The following is a 20,022-nucleotide window of genomic DNA, read 5'->3' on the forward strand; positions in this document are numbered from 1 at the left end:
CCTTTCAATATAACTACGCTGACTCGATAATCACCTCGCCAATCATTCAAATACCCCCCTGTTTTAAATGCGAACATATCACGCCACCCCGCCCCTGGTACATCACGGGTTAGTTTTGACGGAAAATCCGATTCGTATTTAAACCAATAGGTAATATACAAATCGTTAACATCACCGATTGTCCATGGTCTGTTAATCACTAATGGAGCTTGTGAATCGGCTTGTCCTAAATCGCCTTTTATTTTAACATTATGGAAAAGCTCATTAACTAAATCCCCCTTCGGTCCAATAACCTGCCGGATTTCATTGGTTATATAATTTCCGATGGTAGAAGAGTCAACTGGATCGCTTGTAATCAATTGAATACCAGATAGATTTGCACCCAGAGCTTTAACCGGCCAAGAGTATCCGGTTTCTCGATCAGTACCCGTGAGGTATTGCCATGCTCCGTTAGTGTAATAACCGGTCGGTGATGTAAGTGAGACTCCTGCTCCGAAGTTCGACTTGAAGAGCAGATTAGCTGTATGAGCCAAGGAAGCGGTTATTAGCAACAGTATCAAAAGCATTACTCGGATGCTCAATTTGATCATGCAATTCGTACTGAACTGCTTTATTGGTGAAACTTTGCCAGTTGGTACCAATGCATCGGTAGCTAATGACGCTTGATAATTGAAATTCATAATTAGGTTCCTCCTTAACGTTAAAAGGACGGAACTGCGTGGATATGCTTGTATCAACATTACTTCGTTCGATACTTGTCGAATCATTGCGGTGATCAAGACGATAGCGCTATCTGGCAGTCCTGCTATCCTGGGGCATTGGCCCGTTAGATCAGTGACTTTGCGTCCCCTGCTTTCGCAGGGTTTGCCTTTTTCATACTACGAACCATCTATAAGCAGGAACTGTGCCAATCAAGAATTTTCCGGCCGACAATTAAAGAAAACACAATTAACAAATAAATTAAATGTATTCTCGTCATGGATAAACAGGAATCCCACAAAGAATAAGTGACATTTCTTGTTAGCTGGCGACAAGAACTGTCAGCGCTGCATCGTAGAAATACAAAAATGTGGAACGGCTCCGGCTAGTTATCCAATATTTTGTTGGTACTGACATAGTCCAGACGGTTATACTTCCCGGTCATTAAATTGCAAACTATCCGGCGTATAAACTGGCTGGATTTATCCCGGACAAAAAACCGCCTTGCCAGCGCAAACCTGCTATGACAGAAACGGACAACGACAACGATCAGGACAATTCACCGACGCCGCTGCAGCAGGTCACGTTCTTGCTGCGCAAATATAAGCTGGTCGAAGGTCTGGTGAATTTGCAAGATGCCCCGGATGAGTCGCTGGTTCATTCCGCGGTGCAAAAACAAAACCTGTCCGAGTTGCAGCATTTCCTGGATCAACTCCACCCCGCCGATATCGCAGTGATTCTGGAAGCGCTTCCAATGGAAGACCGGTTGTTGATCTGGAGCATGGTCAAAACCGACCGCGACGGTGAAGTGCTGCTGGAAACCTCCGATGCCGTTCGTGAAACACTGATCACCGACATGGGCAATCACGAGCTGGTCGCCGCGACGGAATACCTGGATGCCGACGAGATCGCCGATCTTGCCCCCGATTTGCCGCAGGAAGTGATGGACGACGTTTTCCGCTCGCTACCCGTGGAAGAGCGCGAACAACTGCGCGCCGCCATGTCGTATCCGGAAGATTCCGTCGGTGCCTTGATGGATTTCGACGTCATCACGATCCGCGAAGACGTGCGGATGGAAGTGGTGCTGCGCTATTTACGCATGCTGGAAGAAATGCCCGATCATACCGACCAGCTCTTCGTCGTCGACCGTAATGAGCAGTTAAAAGGCGTGTTGCTGATCAACCGCCTGCTCGTCAGTGATCCGGATACCTTGGTTGCCGATGTCATGACCAACGAAATGATCAAACTGCACCCGGACGATGTCGCGCAGCAAGCCGCCAACGCGTTCGAGCGCTACGACCTGGTTTCCGCTTCCGTGGTCGATGACAACGACAAACTGCTGGGCCGCGTCACCGTCAACACCGTGATAGATTTCATCCGCGACAAAGCTGAAAACGATGCATTGAATCTAGCCGGTTTGAGCGAAGAGGAAGATCTTTTTGCGCCGGTCTTGAAGAGCGTGCAAAACCGCTGGGTGTGGCTGGCCGTCAATCTGGTCACCGCGTTCATCGCCTCGCGCGTCATCGGCCTGTTTGAAGATTCCATCGAAAAACTGGTCGCGCTCGCCGCGCTGATGCCGATCATCGCCGGCATCGGCGGCAACTCCGGCAATCAAACCATCACCATGATCGTGCGCGCCCTGGCGCTGGATCAAATCAACACCAGCAGCGCCTGGAAACTCATCACCAAGGAAGTCGGCGTCAGTATTGTCAACGGCCTGCTGTGGGGAACCATCGTCGGCCTGTTCACCTTCGCCATTTACCAGAATGCCGAACTCGGCTTGGTCATGACCCTGGCGCTGGTGTTAAATCTGCTGCTCGCCGCACTGCTTGGCGTCCTGATCCCGCTAACCCTGCGCAAATTCGGCCGCGACCCGGCCATAGGCTCCAGCGTCATGATCACCGCCGTGACGGACAGTGGCGGATTCTTTATTTTTCTGGGTCTGGCGACTGTCTTTTTGCTGTAAGCAAGCAGTGATGGAATATATATCACGTTAGGATTATGAGAATTGTCAGCTGGAATTGTAACGGTGCTTTTAGAAAGAAGCTTGGTACTTTGATTGCGTTAGATGCTGACGTATGCGTAATTCAAGAGTGCGAAGACCCGGCGCGCTGCGAAGATCCAGAGTACAAAGCGTGGGCGTCAAATTTCCTTTGGGTCGGCACGAACAAAAATCGCGGTCTAGGAGTATTTGCAAAGCAAGGTATTTCTCTTGAGCAGGTTGGTCTTGATTCCGGTCCGCTTGAGCTATTCCTTCCATGCATTGTGGCCGGGAATATCTCGCTCTTGGCAGTTTGGACTCGACAGGCAAATTCACCAACATTTCGCTATATCGGCCAGTTATGGAAATACCTACAACAACATCGAGAGTTCTTGCGGCATGAACAGGCCGTGTGCATCGGCGATCTCAATAGCAACGCTTGCTGGGATGTTTGGGATCGCTGGTGGAATCACAGCGATGTTCTGAAAGAACTACAGGATGTTGGGCTTGAAAGCGTCTATCACTTCGCAAGGGCCGAGGCTCAGGGCCAGGAATCCAGACCCACATTCTTTATGCATCGGCAGCCTGAGAAACCATATCATATTGATTATGCATTTCTATCCCAGGCGCTTTTGCGTGACGCCGCTGTAGAGATAGGCGAACCAAATGAGTGGCTTGAATATAGTGACCATATGCCACTGATCGTGCGCATAATGGCAAACTCAAACGTTATACCCATTTTTAAAAGCATTTAGAATACCGATGAAATTCCTAACCTTCCTTGGCACAGTCCGCAACAGCACACCACCCAACCCTCCCCGGCTGGGCCTAAGAGTCGCCAGAGCGTGCGTAGCACAGCTTCATCAAGGCGATGTTTCAGTAGAACTGATCGAACCGCTGGATTTTGATCTTGGGCTCATATTCAAACCGCACTTTGCTTATGCACAAGGCAAAGCGCCTGCGCAACTCCAAGCCTTAGCAGACAAGATTGCGGCCGCAGACGGCTATGTCATGGTGAGTCCGGAGTACAATCATTCGCTGAGTCCGGCTTTGGCGCATTTGCTCAATCATTTCGGCAGTTCGCTGTTTTCGTACAAACCCAGCGCGATTGTCACGTATTCGGCGGGGCAATGGGGCGGTGTCAGGGCGGCGGTGGGGATGCGGTCTTTTTTGTCGGAATTGGGTTGTTTGCCGGTTTCGGCGATGATTCATGTTCCGAAGGCACATGAAGTGTTCGCTGAAGACGGGAATTTTCTCGCGTCTGTTGATGCGGAAAGATGGACGAGCTATTTTGCCCGATCCTTCGCGCAGCTGACGTGGTGGGCATCCGCCGCCAAAAATCAGCGGGATGCAATCGACCCGCACAAATTGGCGCCAGCGTTTAAAAGAGATCCGTCGCAAAGGAATTCGCCCGCCAGTTAGCAGGCCGTTGAAAAATCATCTGCGTTGCCGCCACGGCGTCAGAAACGGACTCAACATGCTCATTTTATTAAGCTGTTTCAAATGCCGCACGCTCCGCCGGGTATAGCACGTATAATTAAACCCGTTAGCTTACAACCCGCCGAATATGCCCAATCCCGATAGTAACCAACAGCCGCAGGCCAAAAACGCTTTACAAGGAATCACTTTGGAAGCACTGTTGATCGAACTACATGCGCATTACGGCTGGGAAGGATTAGCCCAAAAGGTGGACATCAATTGTTTCAAGCAGGATCCCAGCATCAAATCCAGTTTGAAGTTTCTGCGCAAAACACCTTGGGCCAGAGAGAAAGTCGAGGCCCTCTACATCCAATTGAAACAAGGTAACCATGAGTGAATTCAGTCTTAAAGGACACGACACGATTGCATTGAACGATCTGCTCAAAATCACCGGCCTGTGCGGCAGCGGTGGCGCGGCCAAAGCTGTGATCGCCGAGGGTAAAGTCAAGGTGGATGGTCAGATTGAACTGCGCAAAACCTGCAAGATCCGCAGCGGCCAAATGGTGGAATTTGCCCGGGAGCGCATCACCGTGACGGTCTGAGCGCTCCGGTTTAAAAAAGTCAGCGCGACAGCAATACATTCGAGTATCCTACCCGGCTATTCAGACCACAGCCGCAAATCATGACGCAATACCAACTTTTCGCCACCACGCCGAAAGCGATGGAAGGCATTCTCGCCAACGAAATCCAGGCACTCGGCGGACAAAACGTGCAGCAGAAAATGGCTGGCGTGACTTTTCAGGGCGATCTGGCGATGGCTTATAAAGCCTGTTTATGGTCGCGCACTGCCAACCGCATCCTGTTGCTGCTCGGCAGCTTCGAGGTCAAATCGCAGCAGGATCTTTACGATGGCATCCAATGTGTCGACTGGTCTGAGCATCTGAATGCGGACGACAGCCTGGCGGTGTCGTTCAGCAGCAAAAACAATCCGGCGATCAACAATACGCATTTCGGCGCGCTCAAAGTGAAAGATGCCATCGTCGATCAAATGCGCGCCAAGTTCGGCAGCCGCCCCAATGTCGATACCGAGCGCCCCAATATCCGCGTCAACGTCTATCTGCACAACGACACCGCGCAACTGAGCCTGGATTTATCCGGCCAGAGCTTGCACAGACGCGGTTACCGCGACATCAACATCACCGCGCCAATCAAGGAAAACCTGGCGGCGGCGATTCTGCTGCGTGCCGGTTGGCCGGAAATCGCCCAGCAAGGCGGCTCGCTGATCGATCCGATGTGCGGCTCCGGCACCTTGCTTTTAGAAGGTGCATTGATCGCCGGAGATATCGCACCGGGCTTGCTGCACGATTATTTCGGTTTTATCGGCTGGAAGCAGCACAACCCCGCGCTCTGGCAAAGCCTGCTGGACGAAGCGCAGCAGCGCCGCGAGATAGGTTTGAGTAAATTACCGGTGATTGCCGGTTTCGACCAAGACCGCCGCACCGCCGCCGCAGCGTTGCAGCACATTGACAATGCCGGATTGGCCGGAAAAATTCACATCGAGAAACGCGACATCAGCGCTGCCTCCGCGGCGGAAAGCTGGGCGAAAGGGTTGATCGTGTGCAATCCGCCGTATGGCGAGCGGCTCGGCGACGAAGAACAAGCTGCCTTGCTTTACCGTCAGTTCGGCGAGGTTCTGAAAGACCGTTTTACCGGCTGGCAAGCGGCGATCATCATCGGCAATCCCGAGCTGGGTTTCAAATTGGGCATCCGCTCGCAAAAACCGATCACGCTGTTCAATGGCGCGCTGGAATGCAAGTTATTGCGCTTCACCGTCGAGGAATCCGCTTTCTTCGAACCGAAAACCCATTCGCAACAGGAACGCATCGAACACATCAGCCGCCGCGCCCAAACCGGGCAGGTCGACAGCCAGGCGGAAATGTTCGCCAACCGCTTACGCAAGAACCTGAAAAAACTGGCCAAGTGGGCGAAACAGCAGCACATTCATTGTTATCGGTTGTACGACGCCGATTTGCCGGAATACGCGGTGGCAATCGACATTTATCAAGGCGAGCAAACCTGGGTCAACGTGCAGGAATACGAATCGCCGAAAACAGTCGATCCAATCAAAGCCAATCAGCGGCTGGCCGGCGCAATGGCGGCGATACCCCAAGTGCTGGAAATTCCCGCCGAGCAAGTGTTTCTGAAAATTCGCCGCAAGCAGAAAAGCACCGATCAATACGAAAAATTGGGCGACTCGCGCCACTTTCATGTCGTGGAAGAAAGCGGCTGCAAGTTCTGGGTGAATTTCGAGGATTATCTCGACACCGGCCTGTTTCTCGACCACCGGCCGATACGCTTACTGATTCAGCAACAAGCCAAAGGCAAACGTTTCCTGAATTTATTCGCCTACACCGGCAGTGCCACGGTACATGCAGCAATCGGCGGCGCGATATCGAGCGTCACGGTGGATATGTCGAACACGTATCTGGATTGGGCCAGACGGAATTTCGTCCTCAACGGCATTGATGGCGATCACCGGCTGGTGCGCGCCGATTGCTCGCAATGGCTCGCCGAACAAGCCAGCGCCAAACAAAAAACGCAATTCGACCTGATCTTTCTCGACCCGCCCACTTTTTCCAATTCAAAGCGAATGGACGAAGCCTTCGACATCCAGAAAGACCATGTGCAATTGATCCGAAACGCCGCAGCCCTGCTGGCGCCGGACGGTATTTTGTATTTCTCGACCAACTTCCGCCGCTTCAAGATGGACACGGAGGCATTGAGCGGTTTGGTCATCGAAGACATCAGCAGCAAAATGATCCCCGAGGATTTCGCCCGCGATGCCAAGATTCATTATTGCTGGAAAATTTCTCACTGAGGATCCCGCAGTAATCAGGCAAGTATTGCACCGGTTAAGGCAAATCAACGCAGACTCATTTTTCGTGCGTGGAACGCTGCATGCGTTCATGCACTCTGTCCGCACTGGACAATGATCATACTTCTTCGTATGATCATATTGTCTTCACATAAGTGTGCGTTAAATTATGACACATCGAACCACCATCACGCTGGATGATGAAATTTTTGCATTTCTAGATCAAGTTGCCGGTGATAACCGTAGCGCTTACATCAATGCGCTTCTGAAACAAGAACGCTCTAATTTCCTCAAGCAGGCATTAATCAAAGCCAATCAGGAAGAAGCCGAAGATGCGGATTATCAGGATGAATTGCAGTCATGGGAAAGCACTCTCTCCGATGGTCTGATCAATGACTGAATTCAAGCAACTGGATATTCACTGGATTGATCTTGAACCGGCAAAGGGCGCGGAAACCAAGAAACTGAGACCGTGCGTGATGCTTCAAGGCAACCTTGTCAATATACAATCCAAAACAGTGATTGTTGCCCCTTTGCTACCGAACCACAAACCCTGGCCTTTCGCAGTAAACCTGGAACCAACCGAAGAAAACGGTTTGGACAAAAACCGCCACATCAATCTCAAGCAATTACGTGCGGTTGATGTTTCCAGGATTGGCAGAAAACAAGGGAAATTGGAGAGTCAGTATATCGATGCTATTAAAGCGGCTCTAACTATCGTATTTGATCTGTAAAATCAGGCTCACCGGGCAGAACCAGATCACCCACAATCCGATATAGCACTGGCAATCCCGGTAACGTTAGCACCGTTTCAGGCTACTGAAAGTATCCGCAGAACTCATCAGCAGCAAAATGATCCCCGAGGATTTCGCTCGCGATGCCAAGATTCATTATTGCTGGAAGATTTACAACAAATGAGCGTGGCTAAATTCCACTTTAGCAACGCATCGTTGCAGTTCGAGGAGACCAATCCAGGGATACTCAGGATTGGTCTTGATTTTTCTTACCAGTTAACTGGGTTTTATGTAGCAATACGCCGCCGGATTCAGGCTTGCTCGCAGCTATTGCGGCGATAGCGCGTGGCAAACCCCAGCAGCCCCAATCCGGCCAGCAATAGGGCATACATTTCGGGTTCAGGGACGGCGGTCACGGCAATATTATCAAAGTACACATTGCCCGCAATTACGTCAGATCCGACAAAATCTTCCAGCATAAGATGCAGCGGCATACCATTCATGGAGGTGCTGCCATAAACAAATAGAGCGGTATTGGCATCGATCGTAATCGAATAGTTTGTCCATGCTCCGTTGTGGGTCAACACCACATTGAGTCCTGGATAACCGGTCTGAGTGCCCGCGATCCAAGTGTGCGAGCCTGGCTTGCCGTCACTGATACCCACGAATCCGCCCAGATCAGCCGTGGGAGCACCGGGTGTTTCGACACTCAAGTAATCGAAACTCACGGTATAAATTTGTGACGGTGCAAAGAAGGGGTTGGCAGTAAAAATATCACCACCGGAGCCGAGTCCGGTAAATGACAGCACATCATTACCACTCAGCGGATTCGTTGGATCGGCAACGACAACACCGGTTCCAACGGGATTCCATTGACCCAGACCGGATTCAAAATCTTCACTAAAAAGTGTAGTGCTCGCTTGCACGGAAAAAGACGCAAACACCGCAATCAATGCACCCAAATAATTCGAGTATTTCATGATAGTCTCCTTTATTAAAAAACTTGATACTAAAAACCCGGCCGCAAACGGCAGAGCACTCGCTACACCAACCCAATAATCGCTCAAAAACATCGCGACCGATATCAGTAGAAATACGCAAGTATCGGCGCTTACACTTTATATCAGTGTTTTATGCACCTCAACGTTGAACTCACCACACCTGAATCAGAACCTTAAGTAACCGTTGCATTCCGCCGGTGCACCAGCTGATACAACACCGGCACCACCAGCAACGACAACAGCGACTGCGACAGCGTGCTGCCGATCATCACGGTCGCCAGGGTGCGCTGCACTTCGGCACCGGTAGTGGTGCTCAGTGCCATCGGCAGGAAGCCCAGTGATTCCACCCAGGTCGTGATCAGAACTGGGCGCAGCCGCAATAGTGCCCCGGTCCTGATGGCTTCTTCGAGTTTTAACCCCTGTGCGCGCAAATCGCGGATAAACGACAGTAACACTAGGCCATCCAGCACCGCCACACCGGACATGGCGATAAATCCGACGCCCGCGGAAATCGATAGCGGGATATCGCGCAGCCATAGCGCGACGATGCCGCCGGTAATCGCCAACGGCACCGCGCTGAACACCAGCAAGCTATCGCGAAAACTGCCGAGCATGGTGTACAACAGGAAAAATACCAACCCAAGCGCCAACGGAATGACGATCTGCAAGCGTTGTGCCGCCATGATCAATTGCTCGAATTGCCCGCCCCACGACAACCAATAACCGGCAGGTATTTTGACTTGCTTTCCGATATGCTCCTCGGCTTCTGTCACGAACGACCCAATGTCGCGGCCACGCACGTTCGCGGTGATCACTACGCGGCGTTTACCGTTTTCCCGGCTGATTTGATTGGGACCCTTGGCAATATGCAGATCGGCCACTTCGCCCAGCGCCACATAGACCGGCAAAGGAGCAGCTGGGGCATTTGGCGCGTTCGGCGCACCCGCCGGATTGAGGACAGGAAGCTTGATCGGCAAGCGTTTGAGTGTTTCGATATCACCGCGGACCTGTTCCGGCAGCCGCACTTGCAACTCAAAACGGCGGTCGCCTTCAAAAATCAGACCGGTCGTTCTGCCACCGATGGCGATATTGATCGCGTCTTGCACATCGCTGCCGTTGAGACCGTAACGCGCCATTTTGGTGCGATCCATCTGAATCGACAGCACCGGCAAGCCGGTAATTTGTTCCACCCGGACATCCGCCGCGCCGGGCACCGCCTTGATGATTTTTTCGATCCGTTCGGCAAGATTGAGCATCACATCGAGATCGTCACCGAACACTTTCACCGCGACATCCGCGCGCACCCCGGATAGCAGTTCGTTGAAGCGCATCTGTATCGGTTGCGTGAACTCGTAATTGTTACCCGGTACTTTGCGCACCGCTTCTTCCATCGCCGCGATCAATTCCTGTTTATTGTGATACTTGCCTGACCATTCGGATTGCGGTTTGATGATGATGAAAATATCCGCAACACTGGGCGGCATGGGATCGGTAGCAATTTCAGCGGTACCGATTTTGGAAAACACCCGGCTGACTTCGGGAAATTTCTTGATCGTTTCCTCCAGCTCATTTTGCATATCGACCGCTGTACTGAGGCTGGTGCCGGGAATACGGATGGCGTGCAGCGCAATATCCTCTTCGTCCAGGCTGGGAATAAATTCACTGCCCATGCGCGTGGTCAGCAGCAGCGACAGAATCACGATGACAGCGGCGATGGTCACCGTCAATCCCTTGTTATCCATCGCGGCATCCAACGCAGGCGCATAGATTTTCTTCGCCCACAGCACCGCAGCGCCTTCTTTTTCCATCATCTTGCCGGACAAAAACATGGCGACCGCGGCCGGCACGAACGTCACCGACAGAAATACCGCGCCCAGCAATGCCAGCAACACCGTGTATGCCATCGGATGAAACATCTTGCCTTCCACCCCGGATAGTGCAAACACCGGCAGATAAACTACCATGATGATGATCTGCCCGAACAGCAGGGCTTCCCTGACTTCCTTGGATGCATCGAAAACGATCTCGAAGCGTTCGTCAGCCGTCAATTCCCGCCCCATTCGCCCTTGTTCCAGTGAAAGACGGCGAATACAGTTTTCGACAATGATGACAGCGCCATCGACAATGATGCCGAAATCAAGCGCCCCCAGACTCAGCAGATTGGCGCTGACATTACTGGCCACCATGCCGCTGATGGTGAACAACATCGCCAGCGGAATAATCAGCGCGGTGATCAGCGCAGCACGCAGGTTGCCGAGCGATATGAACAACACCACGATGACCAGTGCGGCGCCTTCCATCAAGTTGTTTGAAACCGTGCTGATAGTTTTGTCGACCAGCGTAGTGCGGTTATAGACCGGCGTTGCAGTGACACCGGCAGGCAGACCGCGGTTGATCTCGGTCAGTTTTTCCGCCGCCGCCTGCGAAACGGTGCGGCTGTTTTCCCCGATCAGCATAAACGCCGTGCCCAGCACCACTTCGTGGCCGTTCTGCGTCGCGGCGCCAGTACGTAATTCCTTACCGATCAATACATCGGCGACATTCTTGACGCGTATTGGCACGCCTTGATTACTGCCGAGAATAATCTCGCCGATTTCGACCAGATCGGCCACCTGGCCCGGTACCCTGACCAGATACTGTTCGCCGCTTTTCTCAATGTAACCCGCACCGATGTTGAGATTGTTACGCTCCAGCGCCAGCACCAAGTCTTGCAGCGTCAAACCAAACGAAATCAGTTTCTCCGGATAGGGGGTGACATGAAATTGCTTGACATAGCCGCCGACCGAGTTGACCTCCGTCACTCCTTTCACCATGCGCATGCGGGGTTTGACGATCCAGTCTTGCAATTCGCGCAAATCCATCGACGTATACGGCGTGCCATCCGGTTTTCGTGCCTCGGGATCAGCATCGACAGTCCACATGAAAATTTCCCCCAGCCCCGTCGAAATCGGCCCTATGGTCGGGACAATCGCCGCTGGCAACCGGCTTCTGACTTCCTGAATGCGCTGGCTGACCAGTTGCCGCACCAGGTAGATATCGGTGCCATCCTTAAAAATCACTGTGACTTGTGATAAGCCGTAACGCGACAGGGAACGGGTATATTCCAGACCGGGCAGTCCGGCCATCGCCATCTCGATCGGAAAGGTAATGCGTTGTTCGGCTTCCAGTGGCGAATAACCGGGCGCCGTGGTATTGATTTGCACCTGCACATTGGTGATGTCCGGCACCGCGTCGATCGGCAGCTTCAGGTAGTTGTACATGCCGAATGCAGCCATTGCCAGTACTGCCAATAAAACAAGCCCGCGCTGGTATATCGATATTTTCAAAATGCGTTCAAACATGATTTATCCTTGGGTAGCTTATTTTAGGTTGGCTAATGGTCATGCGATGCACCGGCTTTATCGATATCGGCCTTAATGGCGAAGCTGTTGCCCGAAGCATAACGCTCCCCGGCAGCGAATCCTTTCAATACCTCCACCATTTTGCCGTCGCTGCGGCCCAATTCCAACGGACGCGCTTCGAGATAACCGCCGTAACGGCCAAACACCACCGTCCAGTCACGGAACGTTTGTATCGCTTGCGCCGAAACCGCAACCGGTACTTCTATTTCATCGGATACCAGTTCGATGTTGACGAACATGCCGGGATGCCAGCGGCCGTCCTTGTTGTCCAGGATGACTCGCGCCGTGGCCGTGCGCGTCTGCCCGCCGATCAGCGTAGTGATATACGTGACAACACCCTCGCCTTCGACATCGAAGGCAGTCGCTTTGACCAAGGCTTTCTGTCCGACTCTGACGATACTCAGATCTTTCGGGTACACCGTCACAGCCGTCCACACCGTCGACATATCGGCCACGGTGAAGATGGTGATGTCCTCTTTCAATGCTGCGCCCAGAGCCACCGTTCGAGTAATGATGAGCCCGGAAATCGGTGCGCGCACCTCGTAGCGGGTCAGTGCTTTTGCCGGTAATCCCGGCTCAGGCCGAACACCCAAGGCCTTAAGCTTCTCCGCAGCCAGATCGACAGCGATCTGGGCTTCGTTCAATACCAATTCCGCCGCCAGATAATCCTGCTTGGCCGATATTTTTTCTTCCCACAATTGCTTTTCCCGTTGATAAACGGTTCGCGCCAGCGACAGCCGTTTCTGAGCGGCCATGTATTGACTATGTAAATCCGCCAGCATTTGACTTTCAATAACTGCCAGCACATCGCCTTTTTTCACCATCTGTCCCGGCTCAAAATTCACTTCGGCCACCACACCCGGCAGACGCGGCACTACTTGCACGATCCTATCCGGATTAAACACAATTTCGCCCGGCAGCTTGAGTGTTGATTTAACAATGGCCGGACCGGCCGTTTGTATCTCGACACCCATCGTTTTGAGCATCTCATCCGTCATTTCCAAGCGCGCCTCGACTTGACTGGAACCCCAGCGGAATGTCTGGCCGTTGCGCTCGGCGGCAATTGCCAGATCAAATGAATGCGGTTCTTCCACCACTTGATCGCCGAGCAGATAATCGGCTTCTGGTGCAAATTTAATCAGCTGCACCGGCGCTCCAAGCCGTGTCAATGCGATAGACACCTTGGCGGCAGCCGGTGGAAGCGGCTTGCCGTTTTCATACAGATAAATCCGGAACTGTGGCGGCACGCCTTTTTCAAAGATCGTCAATTCCAAGCCAAAACCATCGCCGGTAAACAACTTACCGCCTCTTGGGCCGATATCCGGCTGATTCTCGCCCGCTATCCCGCTGGCATCGCCAGCCGCCATCTCCGCCGTGACTGCCGACGGTTTATCCAGCAATAAAATCAATCCCGCCAGTACAACGCCTATGGCAATGACGATCAGGATTGGCATCAATCGCGTTTTATTCATCATGTATCCTTTTTACTTTTTCCGCTGTTAAGGCAAACGTCCGTTGATTTCATGCTTAGGCTTAATGCTATCGATTGGTGCTGCGATCAGGCGCTCTATGTCGTTAATCAGACGCTGATAGTTTGCCAACGCACGCACATAGAGCAGTTGATTCTGAAACAGCACGCGCTGCGCATCAAGAAGCTCCAGCAAGCCGAATTTTCCCAGCTCATAACCTCTGCGCATCACATTGAAGGCGCTCCGGGCGCCGGGCAAGATTTCATCACGCAGAATATTGATTTCATTCCACACCGCCGACATCGTTTCATACGATTGCGCCAGCTCGGTTCTAAGCCGTATGTCGGTCGCCACCTGTTCATCGACGGCTTTATCCACACGCTGATAAGCTTCTTTGAGATTGCCTTGATTGCGATCGAAGAGCGGCAATGGAATCATTACGCTCGCAACCGCCGTGGTACCACCCAATTGCGCGTGATGCACAGCACCGGCATTCAGGGTCAGATTGGGGATGCGGCGGGTTTGCTCGACTTCGAGCAGCGCTTTGCGATGTTCAATGTTCTTCATAGCACGCAGAGCCATCGGATTTTCTAGCACACGGTTTTGCAGCGTTTGAAAATCGGGCGGCGCAATCGATGTTTCCAAAGTCCCCAAGGCTTTAGCAAACTGCGGCACAGCGCTATCCCATAGCAAGGCAAGCCTTTTACGGGCGGAAATCAGATCCCGTTGCGCTTGCTCGAATTCGATACGCGCCGTGGACAATCCGACTTTGGCTCTGGTTTCTTCAATGGGCGGCACCTTGCCTGCCTGGACCCGTAAAACCACGGTATCCACCACATTTTGCGCCAGCTGCTTGGTTTCCTCCGCGAGCTTGAGCCGTTCCTGGCCGGCCAGCACTTCGGTAAACACATTAGCCACCCGGGCTATGATTTCCACGCGCCTGGATTCATAGTCCCGCGCAGCCAATTCCTCATTCAGCCGGGCGGCGCCAACCCGCGCGGCACGTTTGCCACCCAGTTCGATCAATTGCCCGATACGGATGGTGGTCAACTGCTGCACCACTTCCTGCGATACCGAAGCCTGCGAATTGATGTCACCGCTCAGCTTTTGTATGTTGCCGGGATTTTCAACATTCACTGACAATTCCGGGTTTTTCAGCAGACCCGCTTGCAGGGTAGCTCCTTCCAGCGCGCGCATTTCCTTGGCAAACGACGCCAATTCGGGATTACGAAGCAAGGCGAGATTGACGGCGTCGCGCAACGTGAGATCGCCCGTTTCCTGCGCGGACAACTCTGCTGCTTGACCTTTGACACCGTCTGGTGCAACACCGAAAGCATCGGCGCCAACATTGGCGTGGAATAAAAAACCCAGCAAAAAAATGAACCCCGGCAAGATACGCCGCAATCCGGATACCGCCCAATAGCAAAGCGCGATCAATAAGCCGCTCAATGTCATAAATCCTCCGCATACACCTATGCTATGCAAATGTGAAACGGATCATCAAAAAATCAGAACTGATCTGTTTTTTGCATAGCTATGGATTATTACCATCCATTCACAAACAATATTTTTTAAATCTGATTTATAACAAGTGAAGCGCACGCGGAGGACGCAGGGGCAAATCCGGAATTGTTTCGGGAATCAAGGAAGAAATGAATATCGCCATGACTTCCGTCACAATCACACCGGGAATCAAGGGGAAAGAATGAAAGAAAAATGGCTGGTATTGTCCGGCCGAATGCAAGCACAAGTGCGTTGCGGCATCGAGATCAACACCTTCCCACGACACATTATTGCGATGCAGCTCCAAATGAGTTGCAGGATCGGCGGACAAGGACTGACGGATATGATCCAGTTCATGAGCAAATACTTCACCTCTGAACGACAAGCTCAATCCATTCGTCAGTATGCTGACAATAAGCATAAAGATGATTGGATAAGCCGAATATTTCCGCATAAAGTATTTAATCTATAAAAAATGAAAATTTCATTTAAGCATAATCATTCCACAGAATGACGCTATTTGCAATTTAGAAGTTTATGAAAGAAATCAAACTTTAAAAAATCTCGACATCTTCAGCCATCAGCATATCCACCAGCGCGATCATCGGTAATCCGATCAGGCCATTCGGATCATCCCCGGTCATGCGCTCAATAAGTGCAATCCCCAACCCCTCGGATTTGGCACTCCCGGCGCAGTGATATGGCTGCTCTTTGCACAAATAATTTTCAATTTGCTGGTCGCTCAGCGGCCGGAATTTCACGTGATAAGGAATGACACGCGACTGCAAACGATCCGCCGCGCTATTCAGCAGGCATAAAGCGGTATAAAAAACAACCTCTTTACCTCGAACCAGTTGCAATTGTTTTACCGCATTTTCATGACTCAAGGGCTTGCCGAGCGGAATATTTCCCAATGCCGCGACTTGATCGGAGCCAATAATTAAGGCATGCGGATAAGTCTTCGCGACAGCACGCGCTTTCGCTTCAGCCAAACGCATGGCTGTTTCTTCGGGAGATTCACCGTACAGCGGTGTCTCATTAACATCCGGATGTTCCGTTTCAAAGGGGATTTGCAGCCGTTGCAGTAACTCCTTACGATAAATCGAGCTGGATCCCAGGATAATTTGCGGGGTAATGTTTTGTGTTTTCAAAATTTCCTTCTGTAATTTTTGACACTTAGGTTTAAAAAATATAACATGCGCGCCTTATGTCTGATAGGTTAGTCATAGACTCTCTGGATTTTGTGCGTAACGCGGGCAGTCGTCATGGTAAAATCCCGTTGGTTGAGCTTGTGCGCTTACATGATCTGTTATTTGATCAGGAAGGGGAGCTAATCTATCAAATCAGCGGTCAATTCGACAAGAATAAAAGACCGGGGTTATACGTTGAAATAACCGGGAAAATTCATCTTCATTGTCAGCGTTGTCTTGATAAACTAGTGCATCATATTGATTTGCAGACATTCCTGATACTGGCCAAAAATGAAACAGAGTTGAATCTGGCCGATGATGACGATACGATTGATGCAATTTTAGCAATCCCTGATTTAGATGTTTTTAATTTAATTGAAGATGAAGTGATTCTCAGTTTATCGATTGCATTGTGTCACGCGGATGACGAATGCAGCATGTTTAAACTGAAATCAAACGGTAACGGCTCGGCTGATAAAACAAAACCGGCACACCCTTTTGCAGCATTGGCGGCATTAAAAAAGACAAATTGAGTTCAAGGAGTTATTCACATGGCAGTTCAGCAAAATAAAAAATCCCCATCAAAACGCGGTATGCACCGTTCACATGATTTTTTGACCAGTCCGCCATTAGCGGTAGAGTCAAGCACGGGAGAAATTCATTTACGCCATCATATCAGCCCTAACGGCTACTATCGCGGCAAAAAAGTGGTTAAAACCAAAAACGATTAAAAACACAATTCCTATTGCTACAGGTCGCATCAACTATAGCTTCTTCCAGCCGCAAGAGCACCGAAATTGGATATCACTGTAGCAATAGACTGTATGGGGGGCGATCATGGTCCCCATGTGACCGTTCCATCCGCACTCGAATATTTGCGTCAGGACCCTGAAGCCAATATCATTTTAGTCGGCATTCCCGATGCCATTGAGGCGGAACTGCGCGCCGCTAAATCCGAGTTTGGCCCAAGAATCCGCTTGCATCCGGCAAGCGAAGTTGTCGGCATGGATGAGTCACCGGCAACCGCCTTGCGCGGCAAAAAAGACTCCTCCATGCGTGTCGCCATAAATCTCGTCAAAACCGGTGAAGCGCAGGCTTGTATCAGCGCTGGCAACACCGGTGCGTTGCTGGCTACTTCCCGGTTTGTCTTAAAAACGATCCCAGGCGTTGACCGCCCGGCGCTAGCGGTGATATTGCCGACCAGTACCGGCCACACTTACGTGTTGGACTTGGGCGCTAATGTCGATTGCACGGCGGAGCACTTGTTCCAATTTGGCATCATGGGCGCATCCCTGGTATCCTCGGTAGAAAATAAAGCCTTTCCAAGCGTCGGATTGCTCAATATCGGCGAAGAGGAAATCAAAGGCAATGAAATAGTGAAGCAGGCAGCTGAATTACTGCGCAATAGCGGTCTCAATTTTTATGGCAACGTGGAAGGCAACGATATTTACAAAGGAACCACGGATGTCGTGGTATGCGATGGCTTTGTCGGCAATATCACACTAAAAACCTCCGAAGGCTTGGCACAAATGCTGGCAGCCTATCTGCGCGAGGAATTCAAGCGCAATCTGCTAACAAAACTCGCCGGGGTGATCGCGATGCCGGTAATCAATTCCTTTAAACGCCGCGTTGATCACCGGCGTTATAACGGTGCCAGTTTCCTGGGTTTACGCGGCATCGTGATTAAAAGCCACGGCTCGGCGGACAAATATGCTTTTGGTTTTGCCATCAAGCGCGCCGCTGACGAGGTGCGCGGCGGCATGCTGCGGCGTATTAGTGAGCGGGTAGCCGAGTTCTCCCGTCATTCTCAAACTTCCTCTAAAGAAATAACACGATAATGTATTCAAGAATCACTGGAACAGGCAGTTATTTACCGGAGAAAATTCTCACCAATCTTGATCTGGAACGCATGGTGGATACCAGTGATGAATGGATACGTACGCGTACCGGCATCACGCAACGGCATATCGCCGGAGAAAATCAGGTGGCCAGCGACTTGGCGCTGTATGCATGTCAAAATGCTATGCAGGCTGCCGGTGTAACCAGTCAGGACATCGATCTCATTATCGTCGCCACCACCACACCGGATATGATTTTCCCGAGCACCGCCTGTATTTTACAAAACAAGCTGGGCATTGAAAATTGCCCGGCTTTTGATGTGCAAGCGGTTTGCAGCGGTTTTGTTTATGCGCTCGCCACAGCCGATATGTTTGTCAGCTCCGGAAAATGCCGCAATGCATTGGTGGTCGGCAGTGAAATCTATTCGAAAATACTCGACTGGAATGACCGTAGCACTTGCGTTTTGTTTGGTGACGGCGCGGGTGCGGTGGTACTTTCGCAAAGCGATCAACCCGGTATATTATCGACGCATCTGCATGCCAGCGGCAGTCATAGCAATATTCTTTCCGCACCGGGAAGCATCAGCGGCGGCAAAGTACAGGGCACGCCTTACATCAATATGGAAGGCAATGCTGTTTTTAAATTCGCCGTCAAGGTTCTGGAAGAAGTCGTGCAGGAAGCGATGGCAAAAAACGATCTGCAATCCACCGATATCGACTGGTTGATTCCGCATCAGGCGAATATCCGGATTATTCAATCAACCGCCCGAAAACTTGGATTGCCGATGGACAAAGTGGTTGTAGCCGTGGACAAGCACGGCAACACCTCCGCCGCTTCCATCCCGCTTGCGCTGGACATGGCTGTGCGTGACGGGCGTATTCAGCGCGATCAATTGGTTTTACTGGAAGGTGTCGGTGGTGGTTTTACATGGGGAGCAGTCTTACTGCGTTGGTGATTTATGAAATTTGCATTTGTATTTCCGGGCCAGGGATCGCAATCCGTCGGCATGATGAATGGGTACACCGATTTACCAGTCATTCAGGAAACTTTTCAAGAAGCATCCGATATCCTGAAGCAGGATTTCTGGTCCATGGTCAATAACGGACCGGCGGATGATCTCAATCTCACGATCAATACCCAGCCGCTCATGCTCACTGCAGGAATCGCAGTGTATCGCGCTTGGAGAAGCTTGGGCGGCGAGCTACCAGCATTGATGGCCGGGCATAGCCTGGGTGAATATACCGCACTGGTCGCCTCCGAAGCGTTGAGTTTTGCCGATGCCTTGGCATTGGTGCGTTTTCGCGCACAGGCCATGCAACAAGCCGTGCCGGAAGGCGTTGGCGGCATGGCAGCGATTTTGGGAATGGATGATGAAATCATCGAAACCATCTGCCGTGACATTACAAACCAAAACAGTGAAGAATCGCTTGAACCCGCCAACTTTAATTCACCGGGACAAATCGTCATTGCTGGCCATAAGAATGCCATTTTGCAGGGAATCGAAATGGCCAAATCAAAGGGAGCGAAACGCGCCATCATGCTGCCCATGAGCATCCCGTCGCACTGTTCGCTGATGAAACCGGCGGCTGACAGTATGCGGCAGCAGTTAGCGCATGTGCCCTTGCAACCGCCTCGCATCCCGATTCTGCATAATGCTGATGTAAAAACACATGCTAATGCCGCGGATATCAAAGAAATTCTGATTCGCCAGCTCACCAGCCCGGTACGCTGGGTGGATACCATCAAAGCACTCGCCGCTAACGGTATTACGCATGTCGTCGAATGCGGCCCGGGAAAAGTATTGGCCGGACTTAACAAACGCATTGACTCAAACCTGCAACAGCTGTCGCTGGCGGATGGTGAAGCCATCAAACAAGCTATTAACCATTTAAGGACATAGCATTACAATGA

The 20,022-nt window shown here is 51.4% G+C and carries 20 protein-coding genes and 1 riboswitch; of the genes, 13 read left to right on the plus strand and 7 right to left on the minus strand.

Annotation, left to right across the window (positions count from 1 at the left end):
• Positions 1–680 (minus strand): hypothetical protein (locus BLU57_RS03490; protein ID WP_143026934.1); only part of this gene is annotated, 680 nt, incomplete at its 3' end.
• A 112-nt stretch (positions 681–792) separates the two neighbouring features.
• Positions 793–879: riboswitch (cyclic di-GMP riboswitch) on the minus strand.
• 343 nt (positions 880–1,222) lie between these two features.
• Between BLU57_RS03490 and mgtE the strand changes: the two genes are divergently transcribed.
• The 8 genes from mgtE to BLU57_RS03530 all read left to right on the plus strand — a co-directional run bounded on the left by mgtE (position 1,223) and on the right by BLU57_RS03530 (position 7,708).
• Complete coding sequence (gene mgtE / locus BLU57_RS03495) at positions 1,223–2,665, plus strand: magnesium transporter (RefSeq protein ID WP_090316272.1); 1,443 nt, start codon at positions 1,223–1,225, stop codon at positions 2,663–2,665.
• A gap of 35 nt (positions 2,666–2,700) precedes the next feature.
• A complete protein-coding gene (locus tag BLU57_RS03500; RefSeq protein ID WP_090316275.1) occupies positions 2,701–3,435 on the plus strand; it encodes an endonuclease/exonuclease/phosphatase family protein in 735 nt (244 codons plus the stop codon).
• Between the two features lie 7 nt (positions 3,436–3,442).
• Complete coding sequence (locus BLU57_RS03505; RefSeq protein WP_090316278.1) at positions 3,443–4,102, plus strand: NADPH-dependent FMN reductase; 660 nt, start codon at positions 3,443–3,445, stop codon at positions 4,100–4,102.
• 145 nt (positions 4,103–4,247) lie between these two features.
• Complete coding sequence (locus tag BLU57_RS03510; protein WP_090316281.1) at positions 4,248–4,496, plus strand: VF530 family protein; 249 nt, start codon at positions 4,248–4,250, stop codon at positions 4,494–4,496.
• Complete coding sequence (locus BLU57_RS03515) at positions 4,489–4,701, plus strand: RNA-binding S4 domain-containing protein (RefSeq protein WP_090316284.1); 213 nt, start codon at positions 4,489–4,491, stop codon at positions 4,699–4,701. The genes BLU57_RS03510 and BLU57_RS03515 overlap by 8 nt, the downstream gene beginning before the upstream one ends.
• Before the next feature lie 80 nt (positions 4,702–4,781).
• Positions 4,782–6,977, plus strand: coding sequence for a bifunctional 23S rRNA (guanine(2069)-N(7))-methyltransferase RlmK/23S rRNA (guanine(2445)-N(2))-methyltransferase RlmL (gene rlmKL, locus BLU57_RS03520; RefSeq protein ID WP_090316287.1), 2,196 nt, complete (start codon positions 4,782–4,784; stop codon positions 6,975–6,977).
• Positions 6,978–7,143: 166 nt separating this feature from the next.
• On the plus strand, positions 7,144–7,374 hold the full coding sequence (mazE, locus tag BLU57_RS03525) for a type II toxin-antitoxin system MazE family antitoxin (protein ID WP_090316289.1): 231 nt from the start codon (positions 7,144–7,146) through the stop codon (positions 7,372–7,374).
• Positions 7,367–7,708, plus strand: coding sequence for a type II toxin-antitoxin system PemK/MazF family toxin (locus tag BLU57_RS03530; RefSeq protein ID WP_090316292.1), 342 nt, complete (start codon positions 7,367–7,369; stop codon positions 7,706–7,708). The genes mazE and BLU57_RS03530 overlap by 8 nt, the downstream gene beginning before the upstream one ends.
• Before the next feature lie 311 nt (positions 7,709–8,019).
• On the opposite strand, the gene BLU57_RS15760 is transcribed toward BLU57_RS03530, so the two are convergent.
• The 6 genes from BLU57_RS15760 to BLU57_RS03560 form a co-directional block, all read right to left on the minus strand.
• Positions 8,020–8,688, minus strand: a complete 669-nt coding sequence (locus BLU57_RS15760; RefSeq protein ID WP_143026935.1) for a PEP-CTERM sorting domain-containing protein — start codon at positions 8,686–8,688, stop codon at positions 8,020–8,022.
• A gap of 194 nt (positions 8,689–8,882) precedes the next feature.
• On the minus strand, positions 8,883–12,050 hold the full coding sequence (locus tag BLU57_RS03540) for an efflux RND transporter permease subunit (protein WP_090316295.1): 3,168 nt from the start codon (positions 12,048–12,050) through the stop codon (positions 8,883–8,885).
• A 32-nt stretch (positions 12,051–12,082) separates the two neighbouring features.
• Positions 12,083–13,582, minus strand: coding sequence for an efflux RND transporter periplasmic adaptor subunit (locus BLU57_RS03545; protein ID WP_090316639.1), 1,500 nt, complete (start codon positions 13,580–13,582; stop codon positions 12,083–12,085).
• A 27-nt stretch (positions 13,583–13,609) separates the two neighbouring features.
• Positions 13,610–15,034 (minus strand): TolC family protein, encoded by a 1,425-nt coding sequence (locus BLU57_RS03550; RefSeq protein WP_090316298.1) that lies wholly within the window; start codon positions 15,032–15,034, stop codon positions 13,610–13,612.
• Positions 15,035–15,161: 127 nt separating this feature from the next.
• Positions 15,162–15,503 (minus strand): hypothetical protein, encoded by a 342-nt coding sequence (locus tag BLU57_RS03555; protein WP_256206111.1) that lies wholly within the window; start codon positions 15,501–15,503, stop codon positions 15,162–15,164.
• Between the two features lie 133 nt (positions 15,504–15,636).
• Entirely contained in the window at positions 15,637–16,233 is a 597-nt protein-coding gene (locus tag BLU57_RS03560) for a Maf family protein (RefSeq protein ID WP_176776353.1), read from the minus strand.
• Between the two features lie 56 nt (positions 16,234–16,289).
• Between BLU57_RS03560 and BLU57_RS03565 the strand changes: the two genes are divergently transcribed.
• The 5 genes from BLU57_RS03565 to fabD all read left to right on the plus strand — a co-directional run bounded on the left by BLU57_RS03565 (position 16,290) and on the right by fabD (position 20,011).
• Positions 16,290–16,805: a YceD family protein gene (locus BLU57_RS03565; protein WP_090316303.1), complete on the plus strand. Its 516-nt coding sequence runs from the start codon at positions 16,290–16,292 to the stop codon at positions 16,803–16,805.
• A gap of 18 nt (positions 16,806–16,823) precedes the next feature.
• On the plus strand, positions 16,824–17,003 hold the full coding sequence (gene rpmF, locus BLU57_RS03570; RefSeq protein ID WP_090316306.1) for a 50S ribosomal protein L32: 180 nt from the start codon (positions 16,824–16,826) through the stop codon (positions 17,001–17,003).
• 66 nt (positions 17,004–17,069) lie between these two features.
• Positions 17,070–18,110: a phosphate acyltransferase PlsX gene (gene plsX, locus BLU57_RS03575; protein ID WP_090316310.1), complete on the plus strand. Its 1,041-nt coding sequence runs from the start codon at positions 17,070–17,072 to the stop codon at positions 18,108–18,110.
• Positions 18,110–19,066 carry a beta-ketoacyl-ACP synthase III gene (locus BLU57_RS03580; RefSeq protein ID WP_176776354.1) on the plus strand — a complete coding sequence of 319 codons (957 nt, stop codon included), beginning with the start codon at positions 18,110–18,112 and terminating at the stop codon, positions 19,064–19,066. The genes plsX and BLU57_RS03580 overlap by 1 nt, the downstream gene beginning before the upstream one ends.
• A 3-nt stretch (positions 19,067–19,069) precedes the next feature.
• A complete protein-coding gene (gene fabD / locus BLU57_RS03585) occupies positions 19,070–20,011 on the plus strand; it encodes an ACP S-malonyltransferase (protein ID WP_090316316.1) in 942 nt (313 codons plus the stop codon).
• Positions 20,012–20,022 lie beyond the last annotated feature (11 nt).

Source organism: Nitrosomonas oligotropha, assembly GCF_900106555.1.
Classification (GTDB): domain Bacteria; phylum Pseudomonadota; class Gammaproteobacteria; order Burkholderiales; family Nitrosomonadaceae; genus Nitrosomonas; species Nitrosomonas oligotropha_A.

Excerpts from the sequence above, each read along its gene's own strand:
- BLU57_RS03580 (WP_176776354.1), top strand. The coding sequence starts at position 18,110 with ATGTATTCAAGAATCACTGGAACAGGCAGTTATTTACCGGAGAAAATT.
- fabD (WP_090316316.1), top strand. The coding sequence starts at position 19,070 with ATGAAATTTGCATTTGTATTTCCGGGCCAGGGATCGCAATCCGTCGGC.
- BLU57_RS03540 (WP_090316295.1), bottom strand. The coding sequence starts at position 12,050 with ATGTTTGAACGCATTTTGAAAATATCGATATACCAGCGCGGGCTTGTT.
- BLU57_RS03505 (WP_090316278.1), top strand. The coding sequence starts at position 3,443 with ATGAAATTCCTAACCTTCCTTGGCACAGTCCGCAACAGCACACCACCC.
- BLU57_RS03500 (WP_090316275.1), top strand. The coding sequence starts at position 2,701 with ATGAGAATTGTCAGCTGGAATTGTAACGGTGCTTTTAGAAAGAAGCTT.
- BLU57_RS15760 (WP_143026935.1), bottom strand. The coding sequence starts at position 8,688 with ATGAAATACTCGAATTATTTGGGTGCATTGATTGCGGTGTTTGCGTCT.
- BLU57_RS03510 (WP_090316281.1), top strand. The coding sequence starts at position 4,248 with ATGCCCAATCCCGATAGTAACCAACAGCCGCAGGCCAAAAACGCTTTA.
- BLU57_RS03555 (WP_256206111.1), bottom strand. The coding sequence starts at position 15,503 with ATGCTTATTGTCAGCATACTGACGAATGGATTGAGCTTGTCGTTCAGA.
- BLU57_RS03530 (WP_090316292.1), top strand. The coding sequence starts at position 7,367 with ATGACTGAATTCAAGCAACTGGATATTCACTGGATTGATCTTGAACCG.
- mazE (WP_090316289.1), top strand. The coding sequence starts at position 7,144 with ATGACACATCGAACCACCATCACGCTGGATGATGAAATTTTTGCATTT.
- rpmF (WP_090316306.1), top strand. The coding sequence starts at position 16,824 with ATGGCAGTTCAGCAAAATAAAAAATCCCCATCAAAACGCGGTATGCAC.
- mgtE (WP_090316272.1), top strand. The coding sequence starts at position 1,223 with ATGACAGAAACGGACAACGACAACGATCAGGACAATTCACCGACGCCG.
- BLU57_RS03515 (WP_090316284.1), top strand. The coding sequence starts at position 4,489 with ATGAGTGAATTCAGTCTTAAAGGACACGACACGATTGCATTGAACGAT.
- BLU57_RS03545 (WP_090316639.1), bottom strand. The coding sequence starts at position 13,582 with ATGAATAAAACGCGATTGATGCCAATCCTGATCGTCATTGCCATAGGC.
- BLU57_RS03550 (WP_090316298.1), bottom strand. The coding sequence starts at position 15,034 with ATGACATTGAGCGGCTTATTGATCGCGCTTTGCTATTGGGCGGTATCC.
- rlmKL (WP_090316287.1), top strand. The coding sequence starts at position 4,782 with ATGACGCAATACCAACTTTTCGCCACCACGCCGAAAGCGATGGAAGGC.
- BLU57_RS03565 (WP_090316303.1), top strand. The coding sequence starts at position 16,290 with ATGTCTGATAGGTTAGTCATAGACTCTCTGGATTTTGTGCGTAACGCG.